Source organism: Flavisolibacter nicotianae (genome assembly GCF_003628535.1).
Classification (GTDB): domain Bacteria; phylum Bacteroidota; class Bacteroidia; order Chitinophagales; family Chitinophagaceae; genus Flavisolibacter; species Flavisolibacter nicotianae.
In genome coordinates, this window is sequence record NZ_RBCI01000001.1 from 910723 (window position 1) to 929604 (window position 18882).

Here is an 18882-nt window from a genome sequence, read left to right on the forward strand (position 1 = left end):
CGGTTAAGCATCTGAAAACCACTAACTTTGAAACTGAGACACTACCGAGTACCTTACTGGAACGATGATCGAAAACCCTGTTACCAAGCGTGAATGTCTTGCCTGCGGCAAAACCCTGCAGGGGCGTGCAGATAAAAAATTCTGCAATGACTACTGTCGCAATGCGTATAACAACAACCTGAAATCGGCCAGCAGCCCGGTGGTGCGCAACATCAACAACGCCCTGCAGAAAAACCGCCGGATCCTGGAAGCCGTACTCGACACGGAAGAAATGCAAAAAGTGCAGAAAGAAAAACTGTTGCAGCAGGGATTCCGGTTTCAGTTCATGACCCATACCTATACCAACAAAAAAGGAAACACGTATTTTTTTTGTTACGAATACGGTTATCTGCCACTGGACCACGACTGGTATTTAGTGGTAAAAGAAAAAGAGGTTTAATTTTATCTTTTATACAACCCTGTGTTACAACTCATCATCGGTATTTCGCTGGGCATCATCCTGCTTTTTGTAATCGTACTCTTGGTTACAGAGATGATGGCGACTTACCCGGTGTGGAAACAGTTTCACCGCCCTGCAGATTTGCATGAATCGTCTTCGGGCAGCGGCAAATCGGCCAGTTCAACCTTTCTTTTGCTACTTCTTGCCTGCCTGGTTGTTTTGGCCATCGTGGCCTTGCTTATCACTAACAAAATGCCGGGAAAGCAGGTCGATGAAAACAGTCTCGTACACAGTGCCAGCAAACAGGAAAGTATAAAAACCGAAAAGTTAGTTGTAGACAGCATGTCGCAGCCCGGGATCTTTTTTCGATCAGAGTCCAAATGGGAAGACGGGAAAATGTACTGCAACAACCGGGTGTTTTTCGAAAACCCGCTGCCACCGACCTTCACCGAAATGCGGTTTTCATTTCAGGATAAAGACCATTTTCAGATTAGCGAGTTACAACTCACTCCCGGTGATTTTGTGACGGAGACAAATGGTTACGGTGGTGTTTCTGCCCTGCTAAACCACAGCACTGTCGAAATGAGCGTAAAAGAATACGGCCGCATTGAAATACTGCAGGTAGTGCTGGACAAAAAATTCCAAAAGCACTAAACCAATCGAGACGACAATCAAGCCAGGCGTTTGTCTGTTGTTCCCACCCGCTTGTTTTTTCGGGTCACCGTTTCTATCTTGTAAAGAACAAAAGCTTACTGTATGAAAAAACATCTACTCCTTTTTTTTCTTGCAGCTTTTTTCTTTTCCTGCAATAAGAATTCTTCACCGACAGAAACCGCAGAGCAATTCATAACAGCCCTGGCATCGGCTGACCTGACGACGGCAACCGCACTGGCAAGCAGCGATACAAAAACCGTATTGGAAAAGGCCCAAAAAGAAACAAAGAACACACAGAAGCCAGCGGACAGTTTTCAGTTTGCATCGCTGGCCGAATCCGTTTCGGGTAACAAAGCCGACGTGCACAACGACATCATTTCTCTTCCGCTGGTAAAAGAAAGCGACGGATGGAAAGTTGTGCTTACAGAAACACTGCTCAACGAAATCCAGAAACGTGACGAGATGCAGGCAACGGTGAAAGCAAAATGGGCTGCCTTGCTGAAAGAATACGAAGCCCGTCTCCAGGTTGCAAAAGAGTACATCAACTACAAAAAAGGAATGGGCACATTGTCACCCAAGGCTGCCCTGCTGAACGAAACCCTCAACAGCATTTCGGCACCCGGGGAATGGACACGTGAAACCACTGCCGGTTATCTACAAAAACAGCAGGCATTGAGCAAAGTCATCGACCAGGCCCTGGAACCATCGAAGGCGGCCAATGCAGATCTTTCGCTTAGCTATTTCCTGCGCATCAGTAATGCCGGCGACAGGATCAAAGCCGCAGAAACAGATTACCAGGTCTCAGCGGAAAAAGCCCATTCGCTGGTTTATGTTCCACTGTTTGCCAAAGCCGATACAGTCAATGTGGTCAGCAAGTAAAGGCCCAGGAAACATTCCTGCATCATGCTGTGAAAAGAAACACAGCACGAACAACCCCTCAGGTAAATCGAAAAAAAGAAAAGGACGCGGTCAATGCGGCAATTGTATCGGTGACCCGGTTTTGCTTTTTTGCGGAAAGAATTTTCTTTGCAGCCAGCAAGTTTAAACCGTCTGCTATGAAAATCGTTTTTTGCCTGGCTGCTTCTTTTTTTTGTTTGCAAAGCCTGTTTGCGCAACAAGACAGCGCAGAAAAAAAAGTTCCCGTTTTAGAACTGGGGGTGCGTTACCAAAGCAACAGTGTATACCTGGGACGTAAAGACTCCCTGCCATTGCCTTACGTCATTCCGAACATTCGATTCACGTCGCCTTCGGGTTTTTATGCTTCGGCCGAAACGTACCTGCTTACCAGCGAAAGCAGGGCCGATGCGTTTTCACTGGATGCGGGGTGGGAGTTTTCCAAAGGAAACCTGTATGGCGGTATCGGGGCCTCTGCCTACATGTTCAATTCGCAAAGCGTGAATGTACTGGCCGAAGCGTCTACCAGCATCAACAGCTATCTTGGTTTTAGCCTGCCCTTTATCCAACCGGGTATCAACGGTGCGCTGATTTTTGGAAAGGGTTCGCTGGATTATATTACGGGCTTTAGCCTGGAACATAATTTTACCACCGCAAACGAAGCCTTTTCGTTGACACCAGGCATTTACCTGAATGCCGGCACACAGAATTATTACAACGAATATTACCAGGAGCGCAAGTACAATACCGGCAGCGGCAAAGGACGTGGAAAAAAGAGCAGCAACAGCGGTAACGGAAGCAGCAGCGCACCGGTGATTGAAAATGTAGAAACCCTTCAATCGTCGCAGTTCCGGGTGCTGGATTATGAATTTGCCGCCCCTGTTGAATACAAACACAAACAGCTTGCTTTTTCCTTTTTACCCCGGTATGCAATTGCACAAAGTCCCAGCACGGTTGTGATGACGACCAAAGCGGCAAGCGGCGCGGTATCCACGCAAACATTTACCGAAAAAATCAGCAATAGCTTTTATTGGACCCTGGGTGTCAGCTACCACTTCAATCTGAAAAAACACGCCTGAAAACAGGGGAAAAAACAGCCATTTTAAGATGGCGATAGCAGGGCCAGAACGTACCTTCGCAGCTATGCAAGATTACCTGAAGGGATTGAATGACCGGCAGCGGGATGCCGTCGAAACCACCGAGGGTCCGCTGATGATTGTGGCCGGCGCCGGCAGCGGAAAAACCAAGGTGTTAACCACACGAATTGCCCACCTGATGAACAAAGGCGTGGATGCCTTTAACATTTTGGCGCTGACCTTTACCAACAAGGCTGCCGCCGAGATGAAAGAAAGGGTAGAGCACATTTTAAAAAACCGCGAAGCCCGCAATTTATATATCGGCACCTTCCACTCCGTGTTTGCACGGATCATGCGGGCCGAGGCCCACCGTATCGGTTACCCCAACTCGTTTACCATCTACGATACCGACGACGCCAAAAGTGTTGTAAAAGCGGTAACGGCTGAACTCAACCTCGACGTTCAGCACTACAAACCCAATGCTGTTTACAACCGCATTTCGGCGGCAAAGAATGCCCTCGTCGGACCCAAAGAATACATGGCCGATTACGCCCTGCAACAGGAAGACATGCGGGCCAACCGTCCCATGATCGGGCATATTTATGATGCGTATTCCAAGCGTTGTTTCAAGAACGGCGCCATGGATTTTGATGACCTGCTGTTTAAAATGTACGAGCTGCTGAAATACTTCCCGGAAGTGCTGCACAAGTACCAGCACAAGTTCAAGTACATTCTCATCGATGAGTACCAGGATACCAACCCGGCACAGTACGAGATCATCAAGCTGCTGGGAGCTGTGCACGAAAATGTGTGCGTGGTGGGCGACGATGCGCAGAGCATTTACTCGTTCCGCGGCGCCACCATTCAAAACATTTTACAGTTCCAGAAAGATTACGACGATGTGAAAGTGATCAAGCTGGAACAGAACTACCGCAGCACGCAAACGATCCTGAACATTGCCAACGAAGTCATTAAAAACAACAAAGGCCAAATTCCGAAAACGCTTTTTACCGAAAACACCGCCGGTGAAAAAATCAAGCTGGTGCGGACGATGACCGACAACGACGAAGGTAAATTCGTGGCCGACCAGATACAGGAAAACCGCCTGCGCAACCATTACAAGAACAAGGAGTTTGCGATCCTTTACCGCACCAATGCGCAAAGCCGTTCCTACGAGGAAAGCCTGCGTCGTGCCAACATACCCTACACCATCTATGGCGGCATTTCGTTCTACCAGCGCAAAGAAGTAAAAGATTACATTGCCTACCTGCGAATCATCGTCAATCCAAAGGACGAAGAAGCGCTGAAGCGCATCATCAATTTCCCGGTAAGAGGAATTGGAAAAACCTCGGTGGACAGGGCCATCCTGGCAGCCAACGAACGCAACATCTCCATGTGGGAAGTACTGGAAGATGCCGGTGCTTCCGGGTACAGGGCCGGCACCTTGCAGGCGATCGAAGAGTTTGTGCTGATGATCAAAAGTTTTCACAGCATGCTGCAAACGAAAAACGCCTACGACATTGCGTTCCACGTGGGCAAGCAAACGGGCTTCGTGAAAGAACTGTTCAACGACAAAAGCACCGAAGGCGTGCAGCGTTACGAGAACGTGCAGGAATTGCTCAACTCCATTAAAGAGTTTACCGAAACGCCTTCGAACGAAGAAAGCGGTGAAGTTGGTGACAAAGGACTGGGTACCTACCTGCAGCAAATCACCTTGCTTACCGACGCCGATCAAAAAGATCCGGATGCCGATACCGTAAAGCTGATGACCATTCACGCCGCCAAGGGATTGGAGTTTCCCGTGGTGTTTGTCGGTGGGTTGGAAGAAGGATTATTTCCCAATGCCATGAGCATTAACACCCGGGAAGAACTGGAAGAGGAACGCCGTCTTTTTTACGTGGCCATCACCCGTGCAAAAGGACGCCTGTATCTCACGTATGCCAATACACGGTATAAATTCGGGCAACTGCAGCAGGCCGATCAAAGCCGCTTCCTCGATGAAATTCCGCAGCAATACATCGATAAAACATTTGCCGGCGGCGGTGTCAAAAACCAGGGCTCATCGGGTTTGATGGGCAGTGCATTTGAGCGCATGCAGCGTGGTTTTGGCAGCACCGATAAGCCGGAAAAAAGTTTTGTATCCACTCTGGTAAGCGGCAACGCCAAACCCAAAGAAGTGGCGCATGTGCCTTCCACCAATTTTGTCCCGAGCGATGTTTCCAAGCTGGAGATGGGCATGCGGGTGGAGCACCAGAAGTTTGGTTTCGGAAGTGTTGTAAAGCTGGAAGGGTCCAGCCACAATCCCGTCGCCACGATTAAGTTCGACCAGAACGGAGAGAAGAAGATCATGCTCAATTATGCAAAGCTGATGATCGTGAATGCGTAAATCCGATCGTCTCTGTAGATCGCAAAAGAGAAAGCCGCAACGAATTGCGGCTTTCTCTTTTTTAGAGTCGGCGCTTCAACTGCACCGGCTGTGCCTCACCGGTTGTTTGGATGGTATAGGTTCCGTTTAATTTTTTGCCGTCCTCGGAAAGGGTGGCTTTCAGCACCGTTGGCATGCCAAGAAGTGTAAAATTCAATTCTACATGATTGTGATCGACCACGCCTGTTCCCGTGCTGATCACCTGTCCGGACATTTCAACCTGCAGGTTGATCTGGTTTCCGGCCTGTCGCAAAACAAAGGTGGAGGTAACCCCTTCGTCCACTTCATCCCAGGTGCCGGCAAGGTTCGCGTTGCTAGTCGTTTCACTTTCCGTATTGGATGTTGCCGGGTCATTCGACTGGTTTGTAGCCGGCGCCTCATCGACGGTTTTGGAAACACCTTTTTGGAAACCCGACTGTGTTTGTTCCGCTGCTTTCTCCGGTCCTTTGTCTTTCTCCATGTAATAGCCGATGATGGCCAGCGACACAATAGCGAGAATAAACCCCGCGCCGATATACATCCACGTTTTTCGTTTTTTGAACTCCTGGATGGAAGAGGGTGTATGCTGGGCTTTCAGCGGCGGAATGCCCATAGATTTAATCAGGAAGTCGATCAGTTGGTCGGTGTCGTAGCGCCAGCGCCTGTTGCTGATTTCAAAGGTTTGCCTGCGCAACAGCGATTGCAGGTCGGGTGGAAGTTGTTCGGGTTTGGGCAGTGTTCCACCGTCCACCAATACGGGTACTACGCGGATGTTGCGGCGCAGGGCCGTGCTTACTTCCATGCGCACCCAGTCGTTGGCTTCATTGATTCGAAGGGGTTGACCATCACGGTCGCCAACCCAGTGCGGACCAATAATGGCGAGAAACACATCACAGGTGTCCAATGAGTTCTCAATAGCGACGGTAAAATCGGCACCGGGCTCCAGGTTTTCAATGTCCATGAAAATCTGGTCGTCGGTAAAGTGCTGCTTCAGCGCATCCACGAGGCGGCCCGTTTCGCCGGCAGTGTCCTGAACGCGGTAAGAGATGAAGATTTTCTTGCTTGCATTTTTCATACGTCCTGTTGTGTATAAACCTGCGAAATGAAAACGTGCATTCGGCTCTCTGAAATTAAAACAAATAGCGATACGACGATGGCAACCCGGAAAGGATATGGCTGTTTGGCTTCTGTGCATTTCCCCGCGGTGTGTTGACGGTAAACCAACAACAGGGGACTATTTTTATGGCATGGCCAATGAAACCATTTTTTACCCTTACGAAATTTTACAGCAAAGTACCGGCAGTTCCTGGAACTGCAAATGAAAAAAGGTCGCCGCCGGTTCACCGGTTGGGTGCTGCGGTTTGCTCCTTTGTTTTCCCTGGTGATGGGTGTCGCTGCCTATATTGCTTCCGACGAGCTGTTCGTCCTTTTTTCATTCACCGGTCTTTCCCTGGTCGACCTGATTGTTCTTTGGTTTGTGAACTTTCCTGTAGGATTAAAAATGGATTCGATGGGCCTGACGGTGCAAGCCGTTTCACTGAAAGGAGAGCAGGAAACGTTTTACCTGTGGCAGGACATTGATCATTTTCGGCAAAAGATTGTAAGAACAAAACAAGGTCCGCAACTGGTTTACCAGGCCGTCCTGAAAAATAGAAAACGTGTAACCATCTTATCATTTTCATCCCGCCGGGCGACGCAAAAAAATGAGCCCGCTATCAACAGTACGTTGCAAGGGATCAGTAAAAAACCCGTGCTGAAAACGTAGAGAAACGGCCATGCGTAAAACTCCGCGTTTTCACTTTCTTAACAAAATCCCTTAACAAACTTTAAACCTTGGCACAAATTTCCAATCTACTTCTGCACAAAACTCTTAAACGATGAAATCTATGAAACAAGCACTTTTTCTCGTAGCCGGAACATGTATCGGTACCCTGTCATTTGCACAAGTTAACCTCGGCGTAACCAATTCAACGCATGCTGCTGTGCAAAAATCCGTCAACGTAGGGGGTGCAACCAATGCTGCAACCAATGCCGCTACACGTGCGACAACAACAGTGACAACCGCAACGAAAAACACCGTGTCCGCCACAGCATCGAAGGGCGCTGAAGTGAAAGCAACAACGTCGGCTGCCGGACAGTCGGCGACCGATAAAGTAAAAAGCAGCAGTGATGTAAATGCCGGTGCCCGTGTGAATGCGCAGGCGGAGACACATGCCAGCGAACAGGCAAAAGCACATGCCAATGACAACTCCGCTGTCTTTGGATCGAAGGTTGATGGTACCACACAGGTTGATGCCGGCGCAAATGCCCACGTTAAGGGAAGCGATGCCATAAACGGCGCAGAAGAAAAAAGCGGTAAAGTGAAAACCAAAGTGGAAACAACCGCCGATGGTACTGTAACAAAAGCGAAGGAGACCTCTTCTGAAACAAAAACAAAACTGAAGACGACCGCCCACGGTGCCAAACAAAAAGCAGAAAGCACAAATGTGAACGGTAGTGTGGATGTGAAATCAGAAACCAGCGTGAAAGCAACAAAGCACTAATTTTTTTTCTCGTGTGTAATAGCCACTCTTCACAGGGTGGCTTCTTTTTAGAATCTTTCCGAACATATGAAACAAGCAAAGAAATTTTTACCTGCACTTTCTTTCCTGCTGTTGTTACACGCAGCGCATGCGCAAAGCGATACCGCGCAAGCAAAACCACAGTTTAAACTAAGTGTCAACTACAATACGCGGTTAAACTATTACGGCCGCACCGACAGCCTGAAAAGCAGCGGTATTTTCCCGCTGGCGGAATTGTGGTTCACACCGAAATTTTATGTCAATGCGGCGCCGATTTTTGTAAACAATTCCATGCAGCATTTCGACTATGCCGGTACCGTTGCCACAATCGGATATCAAAATGTAGGCACCAAATGGATCAGCGGCGTTTATGTAACAAAGCCTTTTTACAAAGAGAGCAGCGCCCTGGTGCAATCGGCGCTGAAAGCGCAAAGTGGTGTGAGTCTTGCCTATCAAACAACGATCGTCAACATCAACGCCGGTGGTGATGTCAAGTTCAGCGACAAAGTCGATTACGGTGCTACCGCTGGCCTGGATCACATCATCCGCATCGAAAACAGCGACAAAAGTGTGATCGTTTTGGATCCTGCGGTATATGCCTATGCGGGAACGCAAAACTTCCAGCGTACCTATTACAAGAAAAACAATTCCGGCTTCCTGTTGTTTCCCGGTAACAACCAGCAGGTGACCGAAGAAGTGAGCCGGTTCAATGTGCTGGCCTACGAAGCCACCATGCCGCTGATTTACGCCAAGGGCAAGGTGATGCTGATCGCCACGCCGGCGTATATTATTCCGCAAAACCTGGTTACCGTTGCCAACAGGCCCGACCTGTCGGAACGCGGTCAAAATACCTTCTATGCAACGCTGACGGCGAAGTATACATTTTAAGGCAGGGAGACAAAGGGGTGGGAAGGAGAGAAAGAGTAAAAGCACTTTTTCTTTTTAGCCAGGTGTACAACAAAGAGAGAAAGAGGAACATGGATTCCTCTTTCTCTCTTTTCAGCCATTCTTCTCTTAGCTTTGAAAACATGAAAGTTGTTTCGCTCAACGTGGGAACACCGCAGCAAAAAGAGTGGATGGGAAAAACGGTGCGAACGGGCATTTTTAAATCGCCGGTAACCGGCAAACGGAACGTTTCGTTTGTCAACATCGAAGGCGACGAGCAGGCTGACCTGCGGGTGCATGGCGGTGCCAACAAGGCGGTGTATGCATACGATCTTTCGCACTATGAACATTGGAAAACTGTTTTGCAGCGGGAGCAGTGGGAATATGGCCTGTTTGGTGAAAACCTGACAACGGAAGGGTTGCCGGACGACGAAGCGCGGATTGGCGATATCTATCAAATCGGCACAGCAAGGTTTCAAATTGTGCAGCCCCGTTTTCCCTGTACTAAACTCAACGTTCGTTTTGCGCTTCCCGACATGATGGAAAAATTCAGGGAAGAAAAGCGAAACGGGATTTACCTGCGGGTACTGGAAGAAGGCGTAATAGAGGCGGGTGATAAAATTGTCCTGGTCCAACCATCTTTTTACAATCTTACGGTCCAGGATTACGTGAACAGTTATTATTCCAAAGGCAAAGACCGCGATCTTTTACAAATCATTCTTTCCATTCCTTTTTTGCCCGAAGGGCAGCGCAAAGCCTTTGAAGCCTTTCTTTGAAAAAAACGGATGAGAAGATGGTTTGCTGGCCGCAGTTGTTTTTCTCGACGATCAACCATGTTTCTTGCTGTTCATCCAAATAGCAGGGAGTTTGACAGAGGCAGCGGGAGACTGCAGGCGAGACTGTGCCGTAGCATTCCCACTCCTGAAGCAAAAGACGATGGTGAAGTTTTGCGGCAGCTTTTGTAAACGATTTTTTAACGCCCTTGTGCCTTCTGCGGACGGAATTTGGGGCAGTATTCAATAAATTTGCAAAATAAATACTATAGATATGATCAAGACAGGTAACCCCATCATCAGCATATATACCGAAATGACTCCCAACCCGGAGACCATGAAATTTGTCGCCAACAAACTCCTGTTTCCCGGCAAGAGCGCCGACTTCCAGGACGTGGAAAGCGCAAAGCCGTCGCCGTTGGCCACCGAGTTGTTTGGTTTTCCTTTTCTGAAGGCCGTTTTTGTCGCTTCCAACTTTGTGACGCTGACCAAAACACCGGAAACCGATTGGAATGATGTCATCCCCACCATCCGCCAGTTTTTAAAAGAATACCTTGAAGAAAACAAGCCCGTGATCAACGAGGAAGAACTGGCCACCGTGAAGCAGGAAAGCAGCAACACCGTTGCCGCCGACGATGACGATGTGGTGGTGCGCATTAAAGAGCTGTTGGAAAATTATGTAAAGCCTGCCGTGGAAATGGATGGCGGCGCTATCCAGTTCAAAAGCTACAACGATGGTGTTGTGAACCTGATGCTGCAGGGAAGCTGTTCGGGTTGTCCTTCGTCGATGATCACGCTGAAAGCCGGCATCGAAGGCATGATGAAGCGCATGATCCCCGAAGTAAAAGAAGTGGTAGCCGAGGCCGAGTAAGAAAGAAGATATTGGATGTTGAGGTATTCGATATTGTAAAAACTTCCTTTAAAAAATTGAAAGCACCGTTAGGGTGCTTTTTTTCGTTGTTTGGCGGCCGCTACTTTTTTGGCGAGTTTTTGCAGCACGGGCTTTTTGGTGGGGATGGTGTGATGGTCGTCATCCATCAGAACGGCAAAGGGAAGAAAGGCCGGAATGTCTTCAAAAATCACCTTCAGGATGGCGAGGCCCGGCACCGCCAGGAACATGCCCGGGATGCCCCAGATGGCTTCGCCGATGATTACCCCCATGATGGTGGTCATTGCATTGATCTTGATCTTGGAGCCCACGATCTTGGGCAGCAGGATATTGGCATCAGTGAGATGAATAACCAAAATTGCCACGACCGACCACAGCACCGCAGAAGGTGTGTTGGTACTGAACGTGATGAGGGCTGTGAACAAACAGGCCACAAAAATTCCAAGATAGGGGATAAGGTTCAGGATGGCGCCGATCACGCCCAGCAGGATGGCATATTTGACACCGATGATGAAAAGGGCGCTGCAATAGGCAAAGGCCACCGCCAGCATCTCGATGAACAGCCCAATGATATAGCCGTGGATCACAAACCGGATGCGGTTCATAATTTTGTAGATATGCGAGGAAAATTCCTCGGCAAACAGCGACACGAAAAACTTGACGATCTGGCTGCGGTACAAGAGCAGCAGGAAGGTTTGCAGGAAAACCACCACACCCGTGAGGAAGGCACCCGATACTGCAGACAGCGCTGCGTTGACGATCACCGATGTTTTGGGCAGCACGTTCGACGTTGATGAATTCATGAACTCACGGGCCTTTTCCGTACTCAGGTTAAGGTGCCTGTGCAGCCATACCTGGATATCGGTGATGGCTTGCTGAATGTTCTGCACCATCAGCGGAAAGTCGTTGCGGAACGACACAATGGAGCTGGAGATAAAATAAAAAACAAACGAAAAAAGAATCATGGCCAGCAGCAGGCAAATCAGGGCGGCAAACCCCCTCGATACGCCCCATTTTTCCAGGCGGCGGCTTGGGGCGGCCAGTAAAATAGCCAGCAGGCAGGAAAACGAAAACGGGATCAACACGTGCTGGCCGATATGAAGGATCAGAAGAATCAATACAAAAGAAAGAAGCGGGTGAGCCATCTTGGCAAGAATGGCCGAGGTGCTCGCATTGCGAAAAATACCCATGGTATAAATTTAGCCATCTATTAAAAGAACTCCTATTTCATTTTCGCATGAAGATCTGGTGGTTTTCCGGCGCTTTTTTCTTTTTGTCCTGCACAGTGTTGCAGAACAACCAGGCCGTTTATCAAAAAAGCAAAACAATTCCGGCAACCGCTTTTGTTTACCCGTTGCCATTTGCCAAAGGCACGTCGCACCGGGTTGTGCAGGGATACGAGTCGCTGCTTTCGCACCACCGCAATTTCGCCATCGATTTTAAAATGAAAGAAGGCACGGCCGTGCATGCGGCACGGGAGGGACGGGTGGTCTTTGTCGAGCAGGGCAATTGGAGGGGGGGCGTCGGCCGGCGCTTTGTGGGCAAGGAGAATGCCATTGTTGTGCAGCACAGCGACGGCAGCTACGGTCATTACCTTCATCTGCGTTACCATGGCGCCTTGGTGGCACCCGGCGATTCGGTGCAACAGGGCCAGCAGATCGGTTGGAGCGGCAGCACGGGATTCAGTGCTTTTCCGCACCTGCATTTCGAAGTGACCGAAGGCCTGCAAAAAGCAAAAAAAGAAATACCGGTTCGCTTTTGGACAGAAAAAGGCGCCGTCTTTGTTCAGCCCCTTCGCCGCTACAAATCCATTTAAGGCAGATACGAAACCGCAACGTACAAACGGACTTCAGAGGTTCTGAACAGCTTTCGGTGAGGTTCCTGTTCATGGCAGATGGCGGATGATAGCGGGAAGCAAGGCGTACTTTTTTTCTTCAGACAATCGGTTCATTCTGAAGGCAGGGTGGTTTCGGATGTGAGGAACTGCTTAATTTTTCCTTTTGACGTTTGGATTTCGACTTCGCCTTAGGTTTGCGCTGCCATGCAGGAAATCATTCAGCACTTTATTGCCGAAATTCAAAAAACCACACTGCTCGAATACATTGCCGTTTTTACCGGCATCATCAGTGTCGTGTATTCCCGCATCGAGAACGTGTGGGTTTATCCCACGGGGCTGATCAATACCATCATTTACATTTATCTCAGTTTTCAGTACCATCTCATCGGCGAAGCCAGTGTCAATTTTTATTATACCGTGATGAGTATTTACGGCTGGTGGCTGTGGACACGCAAAGACCGGAAAGAACAGCCGCTGGTGAAAGTGACCTCTTCCAGCACCAACGAATGGATGCAACAGATTGTTTTTTTCCTGGCGTTTTATGCAGTCATCTTTTTTGCACTCACGTACCTGAAAAAGTATTTCTCCGGCGCCATTCCATGGGCCGATGCCTTTGCCTCCGCAACGGCCTACACAGGCATGTGGCTGATGGCCAAAAAGAAAGTGGAAAGCTGGTGGTGGTGGATTGCCACAAATATGGCTTCCATTCCGCTGTATTATGTGAAAGGCCTGGTATTTACCAGTGTGTATTACGTGGTGTTGCTGGTGCTTGCCATCTTTGGCTTGCTTGAGTGGCAGCGCCGCGGAAGAGCAACTGCGAATGCCGCTACTTTTGCCATGGAGAATACATGAAAAAAATTGTCGTCATAGGACCCGAGTCGACAGGCAAAAGCACCTTGTGCGAAGAGCTGGCTGAACACTACGGAACCGTGTGGTGCCCGGAGTATGCAAGAGAATACCTGCTGCGGCAGGGAACCGATTACACCTACCACGACCTGGCGGCCATTGCCAGGGGGCAACTGGCACTGGAGACAGAGACCCACGCAAACGCAAACGGGAGCCTGTATTTTGTCGACACGGATCTGTATGTGATGAAGGTCTGGTACGAAGTTGCTTTTGGACACTGTCCCTCCTGGATACTCAAAGAGATCACCCGTTCTTCCTGCGACCTTTATCTGCTGTGCAACATCGACCTGCCCTGGGCCCACGACAGCCTGCGGGAATACCCCGACCTGAAAATGCGGCAACGTCTTTTCAACATGTACAAAGACATCATGGTCAACAGTGGCCGTCCCTGGGTGGAGATTGGTGGAACAGAACGGCAACGCCTTCACAACGCCATCGGATCGATTGATACCTTCCTTCAAACTAAATAAGCGCACTTGACGACGTTTGTTCAAAAGCACCACCGGAAAATTTTTTACACTGCCTGGTTTTTATTGAACCTGTTTCAGGCTGTCTTTACAGAGCTGCAGGACGATGAAGCGTACTACTGGGTGTTTTCCCGTTACCTCGATTGGGGCTATTTCGACCACCCGCCGATGGTGGCCCTGCTGATCAGGATCGGGACCTTATTTTTTGGCGGAGAGCTGGGTGTGCGGCTGTTGCCGGTGATCCTGAACACGGCCACCATCTACCTTACCGAAAGGCTTACCGACAGGAAAAGTCCGTTTTTGTTTTACGCCATTGTGCTGTCGGTTGCGGTTTTGCAGATCAGCGGTTTTGTGGCCGTGCCCGACATTCCGCTCCTGTTTTTTACGGCGTTGTTTTTTTTGTTGTACAGAAAGTTTTTGGCGAACACTTCGTGGCTCAATATCCTGTGGCTGGGGCTTTCGGCTGCCGCACTGCTGTACAGCAAGTATCACGGCGTGCTGGTGCTTTTATTTGTCGTGCTGTCGAACCTGAAACTGCTGCGCCATCCAAAGATTTATGCGGCCGGATGCATTGCCTTCCTTCTTTTTGTGCCGCACCTTTACTGGCAGTACCAGCACGACTGGATCAGCTTTCGCTATCATTTATTCGAGAGCAATGTCAACCCCTACAAGTTTTCTTATACGACCGATTACATCCTGGGGCAGTTACTTCTTGCCGGTCCCATTGCTGGTTTTTTCCTCTGGCCCGCGAGTTTTCTTTACCGCACCAAAAACAGTTTTGAAAAAGCGCTGAAGTTCACGGCCGTTGGCTTTTTTCTTTTCTTTTTACTGAGTACCATAAAAGGAAAAGTAGAACCCAACTGGACCGCCCCGGCGATCATTCCTGTCATGGTGTTGGCGCACCAATTTCTCCTGCAAATGCAAGGCTGGCGAAAATGGCTGCTGCGCCTTTTACCGGTGACGGTCCTGCTGGTGCTGGCGTTTCGTGTGATCATGGTTGTTGACCTTGTGCCGGCCGAAGCCATCGTGGAACGCTACCATGCCTGGAAGGGCTGGCCACAGGCGCTGAAACAAAAAACAAAAGGCTACCCCGTTGTGTTCAACAACAGCTACCAGCGGGCATCCAAGTACTGGTTTTACACCGGGCAGATGACGTATTCGCTCAACAAATTCGATGACCGCCGCAACAACTACAACTTCTGGCCGGTGGAAGATTCGCTGCTGGGCAAACCTGTTTACATCCTCGATATCTTTAACCTTCCCAACTTTCCCGACTCTGTGAAAGCACCGCTGTTTACGGTAGGTTACCGGTTCGACAGCAGCCTGCATTCGTTTGCAAAAGTGCAGTTCCGGAGCAACGATTATCGTGTACGTCCCACCGATACCTTGCGCCTTCGCTTTACGGTAGACCTGCCGGAACAATACCGTCATTACTTACAAAATCATCCCGGTACGGATGAAAAGGTTGCGATCGTCATATTCAAAGACCGGGACCGCGTTGCGGTGACGGAAGCACCGTTTACCCTTCAGCAGGCCGTGCGGGGCCAGGTATCCGGATGGTCTCTTTTCCCGGCCCTGCCCAGGGGACATTATTTCTTCCGCTTTGGAGTTATGTCGGACAGTGAATTGTATACGCATAATAGCGAGAAGATCGGGCTAACGGTTGACTGACCTGCGTTTCAGGGGAAGAAGCCGCAACCGGAATGCGGTTGGCCATCCCATTTCGCAACAAATCCGTTCAGCAGTCGTTCCGCTGTTTTGCCCTACTTTTGCCGCGCAATTCTGGATTATGAAGCTGTCACATTTATCCGAAACATTGATCGGCTCAGAGATCGTAAAACTGGGTGGAGAGATCAGGGAACGTATCCGCAAAGGCGAACGCATTTACAACTTTACCGTTGGCGATTTTGACCCGAAGATTTTTCCCATTCCAAAAGATTTGGAAGACAACATTGTGGATGCTTACCGCAATCACTTTACCAATTACCCTCCCGGCGAAGGCAGCCTTGAGCTGCGGGAAGCGCTCAGCCGTTTCAGCAAGCAATACCAGGGCCTGGACTATGGTGTGGACGAGATCCTCGTCGCGTCGGGTGGCCGTCCCCTGATCTATGCCTTGTTCAGGGCTGTGGTGGACAAAGGAGAAAAAGTGGTGTATGCCGTTCCCTCCTGGAACAACAACCACTACACCCATTTTGTCGAAGCCGAACACGTTGTGGTGGAGGCCAAAGCGGAAAACGCATTCATGCCAACGGCGGATGACCTTCGTCCGTATATCGGTGAGGCTTCCTTCCTGGCGCTTTGCTCGCCGCAAAACCCTACCGGCACCACCTTCCGGAAAGAGGAACTCGCTGCGATCTGTGAAATGGTAGTGGAAGAAAACAAACGCCGCGGCGAAAAGAAAAAACTGTACGTGATGTACGACCAGATGTACTGGCACCTCACCTACAATGGCATTGAGCACTGCGACCCGGTTTCCCTGAATCCGGACATGCGGCCCTACACGATTTTTATCGATGCGATCAGCAAGTGCTTTGCGGCTACCGGTGTACGTGTCGGTTGGAGCATGGGCCCTGCCAGTGTGCTCAATAAAATGAAGGCGATCCTTTCGCATGTCGGTGCCTGGGCGCCGATGCCGGAGCAAAAAGGCCTGACCAAATTCCTCGGACAAACAGATTCGATCAATACCTACTTCACCCATTTCAAATCGGAGATTGAAGAAAGACTTCGCCGGATCTACGATGGGCTGATCTGCCTGAAGAAAGAAGGCTTTGCCGTGGACGCAGTAGCGCCGGAGGCAGCCATTTACCTGACTATCAAAATTGACCTGGCGGGAAAGAAAACGGCAGAAGGGAAAACGCTTGCCACGCAGGCTGATGTAACCGCGTATTTGTTGCAAAACGCAAGTCTTGCAGTGGTGCCGTTCTATGCCTTTGGAGCATCCAGCTCATCGCCCTGGTACAGGCTGAGCGTGGGAACATGTAAGAAGGAGGAGATTGATGAAATGCTGCAAAAATTAAAAAGCGCCTTGCAAGAGCTTTCTTAATTTTTGTTGATCAGAAAATGAAACGGTTTTAGTTCAGGCCATTCTACAGCTTTTAGAATGGCCTTTGCTTTTCTGGTGATCTTATAGCGGGTTACCAGTTCATGCGCCTGACAAAACACGTCATTCCGTTCCACTGTCATGAGGATACGGTGCAGACCTTCTACTTCGTTTTGAATTAAGTCGTCGTTATACACTTCTTCTTTGTACAACAGTAACAAATCTCGGTTATAGTTTTTCATGGCTCATCTTTTTTCCTAAACCTTGCCGGGACATCCGCAACTGCTTCCTTTACCCGTACCGGAGTAATAATTACGGGAGCAACCGGTCATACCAAGGATAGTCAAGAACAATGCCACATAGATAATCTTCTTCATACTGGGATTTTGAAAATAACTATTTTGCCTACGGGTTTCGTATGCACTTCGGTCAAACATAAAAAATTTAACGTGGATCAAGACGATCTTTCGCCTAAGATTCTGTTGGCCCCGCTGGACTGGGGACTCGGCCATGCCACACGCTGCATCCCGCTGATCCGTGAATTGCTTCGGCAACAGTGTGCCGTTACACTTGCCGCCGATGGCAAAAGCAAACGCCTTCTGCAACAGGAATTTCCACAACTGCCCTTTCTCGATCTGCCGGGTTATGACATTGAATATGCAGCAACCGCCTGGGGACTGGCCCTGAAAATTGTGGCGCAAATTCCCAAGCTGCTCGCCGCGGTCAAACAGGAGCAGGCCTGGCTGGAAAGCCTTGTCGCGGCGCAGCCGTTCGATGCCGTGATCTCCGACAATCGCTATGGCCTGAATCACGCCTCCATCCGGTCTGTTCTGATCACGCATCAGCTACGGATCAAAGCGCCGCTGACCCTTGCCGAAGACCTGTTGCAGGAGACCGCCTATCAATACATCAATCGCTTCAGTGAGTGCTGGGTGCCCGATGCGGAAGGAGAAAATAATTTAGCCGGCGAACTCTCGCACCCGCTTACCAAACCTTCCATTCCCCTGTACTATACCGGGCCGCTTTCGCGGTTCGGACAAAACAAGGCGGAGGAAAAGCCCGGGCAACTCCTCGTGCTTCTCTCGGGCCCCGAACCACAGCGCACCTTGCTGGAAGAAAGCCTGCTCAACGATTTACAGGAATACACCCGGCCGGTCGTCCTGGTACGGGGGCTGCCCGGCGAAACGGCACCGGTTGCCGTGCCCGAAAATATCACCGTTTACAATCATTTGCCCGCAGCAGAACTGGAGCAAACAATCAGGGAAGCCTCCTTGGTGATCGGCCGCTGCGGCTATAGCACCGTGATGGACCTGGCAGCCCTGCAAAAACGAAGCATCCTGATTCCCACGCCGGGACAAACAGAGCAGGAGTACCTGGCCAGGCACCTGATGCAGAAAAATTTCGCCTTCTGCGTGGAGCAAAAAAAATTCAGGCTAAAGCATGCACTGGAGCTGGTTGAACGCTTTCCGTTCAAACCTTTTGAAACAACCAACAACGAATCCTTGCAGCGTATTGTTGGCCGCTTTGTGTCTTCATTGAAAAAAACGGAAACACCGCGTGAATGAAACTCCTTTTTCCTTTACTCCTGTTCGTTGCAATGGCCGGTTGCTGTAAAGAGTTCTGCTCCGGCAACGAGATCATCCTAAGCTTTGAGAAGTTCAGGGCCGTCGATACAGACACGGTTTACGTGGTCCGGTATCAACCCGGTACGCAGTGGACAAAAATCATCGACACGGCCAGGCTGTATAGCAATGTGGCTGCAACGGATACAAGCCGTTCCCGGTTATTTCACACCATCACCGGCGATTTCGACTGGAAAATTCACCTTCCTTCCCTGAATAAATCATACACCATTGCCGACTTCAGCGTGACCAAAAAACGGTGTCCCTGCGGCGGCGATACCTACCGCTCCATCGAAGCATACAAAGTGAACAATGTTTCCAGGGAAGGCTTTTACCTCGCACTGGACTAGCCGCAGCCATACCGCAAAGCGAGGGACTTGCGCCAACAAAAACGCCCCAGTAAGGGGCGCTCTTGTTAACCTTCAACCATTTTTA

Annotated in this window: 20 protein-coding genes; 17 read left to right on the forward strand and 3 right to left on the reverse strand. The window is 49.7% G+C overall.

The genetic code is table 11. The features are described from left to right. Positions 1 to 64: 64 nt before the first annotated feature. The 5 genes from D6024_RS04010 to D6024_RS04030 all read left to right on the forward strand — a co-directional run bounded on the left by D6024_RS04010 (position 65) and on the right by D6024_RS04030 (position 5449). Positions 65 to 439, forward strand: a complete 375-nt coding sequence (locus D6024_RS04010) for a hypothetical protein (protein WP_121353172.1) — start codon at positions 65 to 67, stop codon at positions 437 to 439. A gap of 21 nt (positions 440 to 460) precedes the next feature. Continuing rightward, complete coding sequence (locus D6024_RS04015; protein WP_121353174.1) at positions 461 to 1093, forward strand: hypothetical protein; 633 nt, start codon at positions 461 to 463, stop codon at positions 1091 to 1093. A 102-nt stretch (positions 1094 to 1195) separates the two neighbouring features. Beyond that, on the forward strand, positions 1196 to 1972 hold the full coding sequence (locus D6024_RS04020; RefSeq protein WP_121353176.1) for a hypothetical protein: 777 nt from the start codon (positions 1196 to 1198) through the stop codon (positions 1970 to 1972). A gap of 176 nt (positions 1973 to 2148) precedes the next feature. Continuing rightward, positions 2149 to 3066 (forward strand): hypothetical protein, encoded by a 918-nt coding sequence (locus tag D6024_RS04025; RefSeq protein ID WP_162944511.1) that lies wholly within the window; start codon positions 2149 to 2151, stop codon positions 3064 to 3066. Positions 3067 to 3130: 64 nt separating this feature from the next. Beyond that, a complete protein-coding gene (locus tag D6024_RS04030; protein ID WP_121353180.1) occupies positions 3131 to 5449 on the forward strand; it encodes an ATP-dependent helicase in 2319 nt (772 codons plus the stop codon). Positions 5450 to 5510: 61 nt separating this feature from the next. Here D6024_RS04030 and D6024_RS04035 read toward each other — a convergent pair whose 3' ends face one another. Continuing rightward, entirely contained in the window at positions 5511 to 6542 is a 1032-nt protein-coding gene (locus D6024_RS04035; RefSeq protein ID WP_162944512.1) for a toll/interleukin-1 receptor domain-containing protein, read from the reverse strand. Positions 6543 to 6785: 243 nt separating this feature from the next. On the opposite strand from D6024_RS04035, the gene D6024_RS04040 reads away from it, so the two are divergent. The 5 genes from D6024_RS04040 to D6024_RS04065 all read left to right on the forward strand — a co-directional run bounded on the left by D6024_RS04040 (position 6786) and on the right by D6024_RS04065 (position 10557). Continuing rightward, positions 6786 to 7232, forward strand: a complete 447-nt coding sequence (locus D6024_RS04040) for a hypothetical protein (RefSeq protein WP_121353184.1) — start codon at positions 6786 to 6788, stop codon at positions 7230 to 7232. A gap of 121 nt (positions 7233 to 7353) precedes the next feature. Continuing rightward, complete coding sequence (locus tag D6024_RS04045; RefSeq protein ID WP_162944513.1) at positions 7354 to 8010, forward strand: hypothetical protein; 657 nt, start codon at positions 7354 to 7356, stop codon at positions 8008 to 8010. 66 nt (positions 8011 to 8076) lie between these two features. Next, positions 8077 to 8916: a hypothetical protein gene (locus D6024_RS04050; protein ID WP_121353188.1), complete on the forward strand. Its 840-nt coding sequence runs from the start codon at positions 8077 to 8079 to the stop codon at positions 8914 to 8916. Between the two features lie 89 nt (positions 8917 to 9005). Continuing rightward, entirely contained in the window at positions 9006 to 9689 is a 684-nt protein-coding gene (locus D6024_RS04055) for an MOSC domain-containing protein (RefSeq protein ID WP_121353190.1), read from the forward strand. 271 nt (positions 9690 to 9960) lie between these two features. Then, positions 9961 to 10557 (forward strand): NifU family protein, encoded by a 597-nt coding sequence (locus D6024_RS04065; protein WP_121353194.1) that lies wholly within the window; start codon positions 9961 to 9963, stop codon positions 10555 to 10557. Positions 10558 to 10625: 68 nt separating this feature from the next. Here D6024_RS04065 and D6024_RS04070 read toward each other — a convergent pair whose 3' ends face one another. After that, a complete protein-coding gene (locus D6024_RS04070; protein WP_121353196.1) occupies positions 10626 to 11765 on the reverse strand; it encodes an AI-2E family transporter in 1140 nt (379 codons plus the stop codon). A 47-nt stretch (positions 11766 to 11812) separates the two neighbouring features. On the opposite strand from D6024_RS04070, the gene D6024_RS04075 reads away from it, so the two are divergent. The 5 genes from D6024_RS04075 (at position 11813) to D6024_RS04095 (ending at position 16828) form a co-directional block, all read left to right on the forward strand. Then, positions 11813 to 12391, forward strand: coding sequence for a M23 family metallopeptidase (locus D6024_RS04075; protein ID WP_121353198.1), 579 nt, complete (start codon positions 11813 to 11815; stop codon positions 12389 to 12391). 225 nt (positions 12392 to 12616) lie between these two features. Continuing rightward, positions 12617 to 13264 carry a nicotinamide riboside transporter PnuC gene (gene pnuC, locus D6024_RS04080; RefSeq protein ID WP_121353200.1) on the forward strand — a complete coding sequence of 216 codons (648 nt, stop codon included), beginning with the start codon at positions 12617 to 12619 and terminating at the stop codon, positions 13262 to 13264. After that, positions 13261 to 13788 (forward strand): AAA family ATPase, encoded by a 528-nt coding sequence (locus D6024_RS04085; RefSeq protein ID WP_121353202.1) that lies wholly within the window; start codon positions 13261 to 13263, stop codon positions 13786 to 13788. The genes pnuC and D6024_RS04085 overlap by 4 nt, the downstream gene beginning before the upstream one ends. A 6-nt stretch (positions 13789 to 13794) precedes the next feature. Next, positions 13795 to 15456 carry an ArnT family glycosyltransferase gene (locus D6024_RS04090; RefSeq protein ID WP_121353204.1) on the forward strand — a complete coding sequence of 554 codons (1662 nt, stop codon included), beginning with the start codon at positions 13795 to 13797 and terminating at the stop codon, positions 15454 to 15456. 118 nt (positions 15457 to 15574) lie between these two features. Then, the gene (locus tag D6024_RS04095; RefSeq protein ID WP_121353492.1) at positions 15575 to 16828 is read left to right on the forward strand and encodes a pyridoxal phosphate-dependent aminotransferase; all 1254 of its coding nucleotides are present in this window, start codon (positions 15575 to 15577) and stop codon (positions 16826 to 16828) included. Here D6024_RS04095 and D6024_RS04100 read toward each other — a convergent pair. Next, positions 16825 to 17067, reverse strand: a complete 243-nt coding sequence (locus tag D6024_RS04100; RefSeq protein ID WP_121353205.1) for a hypothetical protein — start codon at positions 17065 to 17067, stop codon at positions 16825 to 16827. The genes D6024_RS04095 and D6024_RS04100 overlap by 4 nt on opposite strands. Before the next feature lie 207 nt (positions 17068 to 17274). On the opposite strand from D6024_RS04100, the gene D6024_RS04105 reads away from it, so the two are divergent. Together D6024_RS04105 and D6024_RS04110 are read left to right on the forward strand one after the other, a co-directional pair. Then, complete coding sequence (locus D6024_RS04105; protein WP_162944514.1) at positions 17275 to 18390, forward strand: glycosyltransferase; 1116 nt, start codon at positions 17275 to 17277, stop codon at positions 18388 to 18390. After that, positions 18387 to 18797: a hypothetical protein gene (locus D6024_RS04110; RefSeq protein ID WP_121353209.1), complete on the forward strand. Its 411-nt coding sequence runs from the start codon at positions 18387 to 18389 to the stop codon at positions 18795 to 18797. The genes D6024_RS04105 and D6024_RS04110 overlap by 4 nt, the downstream gene beginning before the upstream one ends. The last annotated feature ends 85 nt before the right edge of the window (positions 18798 to 18882 follow it).

Excerpts from the sequence above, each read along its gene's own strand:
- D6024_RS04010 (WP_121353172.1), top strand. The coding sequence starts at position 65 with ATGATCGAAAACCCTGTTACCAAGCGTGAATGTCTTGCCTGCGGCAAA.
- D6024_RS04020 (WP_121353176.1), top strand. The coding sequence starts at position 1,196 with ATGAAAAAACATCTACTCCTTTTTTTTCTTGCAGCTTTTTTCTTTTCC.
- D6024_RS04025 (WP_162944511.1), top strand. The coding sequence starts at position 2,149 with ATGAAAATCGTTTTTTGCCTGGCTGCTTCTTTTTTTTGTTTGCAAAGC.
- D6024_RS04030 (WP_121353180.1), top strand. The coding sequence starts at position 3,131 with ATGCAAGATTACCTGAAGGGATTGAATGACCGGCAGCGGGATGCCGTC.
- D6024_RS04035 (WP_162944512.1), bottom strand. The coding sequence starts at position 6,542 with ATGAAAAATGCAAGCAAGAAAATCTTCATCTCTTACCGCGTTCAGGAC.
- D6024_RS04040 (WP_121353184.1), top strand. The coding sequence starts at position 6,786 with ATGAAAAAAGGTCGCCGCCGGTTCACCGGTTGGGTGCTGCGGTTTGCT.
- D6024_RS04045 (WP_162944513.1), top strand. The coding sequence starts at position 7,354 with ATGAAACAAGCACTTTTTCTCGTAGCCGGAACATGTATCGGTACCCTG.
- D6024_RS04050 (WP_121353188.1), top strand. The coding sequence starts at position 8,077 with ATGAAACAAGCAAAGAAATTTTTACCTGCACTTTCTTTCCTGCTGTTG.
- D6024_RS04055 (WP_121353190.1), top strand. The coding sequence starts at position 9,006 with ATGGATTCCTCTTTCTCTCTTTTCAGCCATTCTTCTCTTAGCTTTGAA.
- D6024_RS04065 (WP_121353194.1), top strand. The coding sequence starts at position 9,961 with ATGATCAAGACAGGTAACCCCATCATCAGCATATATACCGAAATGACT.
- D6024_RS04070 (WP_121353196.1), bottom strand. The coding sequence starts at position 11,765 with ATGGGTATTTTTCGCAATGCGAGCACCTCGGCCATTCTTGCCAAGATG.
- D6024_RS04075 (WP_121353198.1), top strand. The coding sequence starts at position 11,813 with ATGAAGATCTGGTGGTTTTCCGGCGCTTTTTTCTTTTTGTCCTGCACA.
- pnuC (WP_121353200.1), top strand. The coding sequence starts at position 12,617 with ATGCAGGAAATCATTCAGCACTTTATTGCCGAAATTCAAAAAACCACA.
- D6024_RS04085 (WP_121353202.1), top strand. The coding sequence starts at position 13,261 with ATGAAAAAAATTGTCGTCATAGGACCCGAGTCGACAGGCAAAAGCACC.
- D6024_RS04095 (WP_121353492.1), top strand. The coding sequence starts at position 15,575 with ATGAAGCTGTCACATTTATCCGAAACATTGATCGGCTCAGAGATCGTA.
- D6024_RS04100 (WP_121353205.1), bottom strand. The coding sequence starts at position 17,067 with ATGAAAAACTATAACCGAGATTTGTTACTGTTGTACAAAGAAGAAGTG.
- D6024_RS04110 (WP_121353209.1), top strand. The coding sequence starts at position 18,387 with ATGAAACTCCTTTTTCCTTTACTCCTGTTCGTTGCAATGGCCGGTTGC.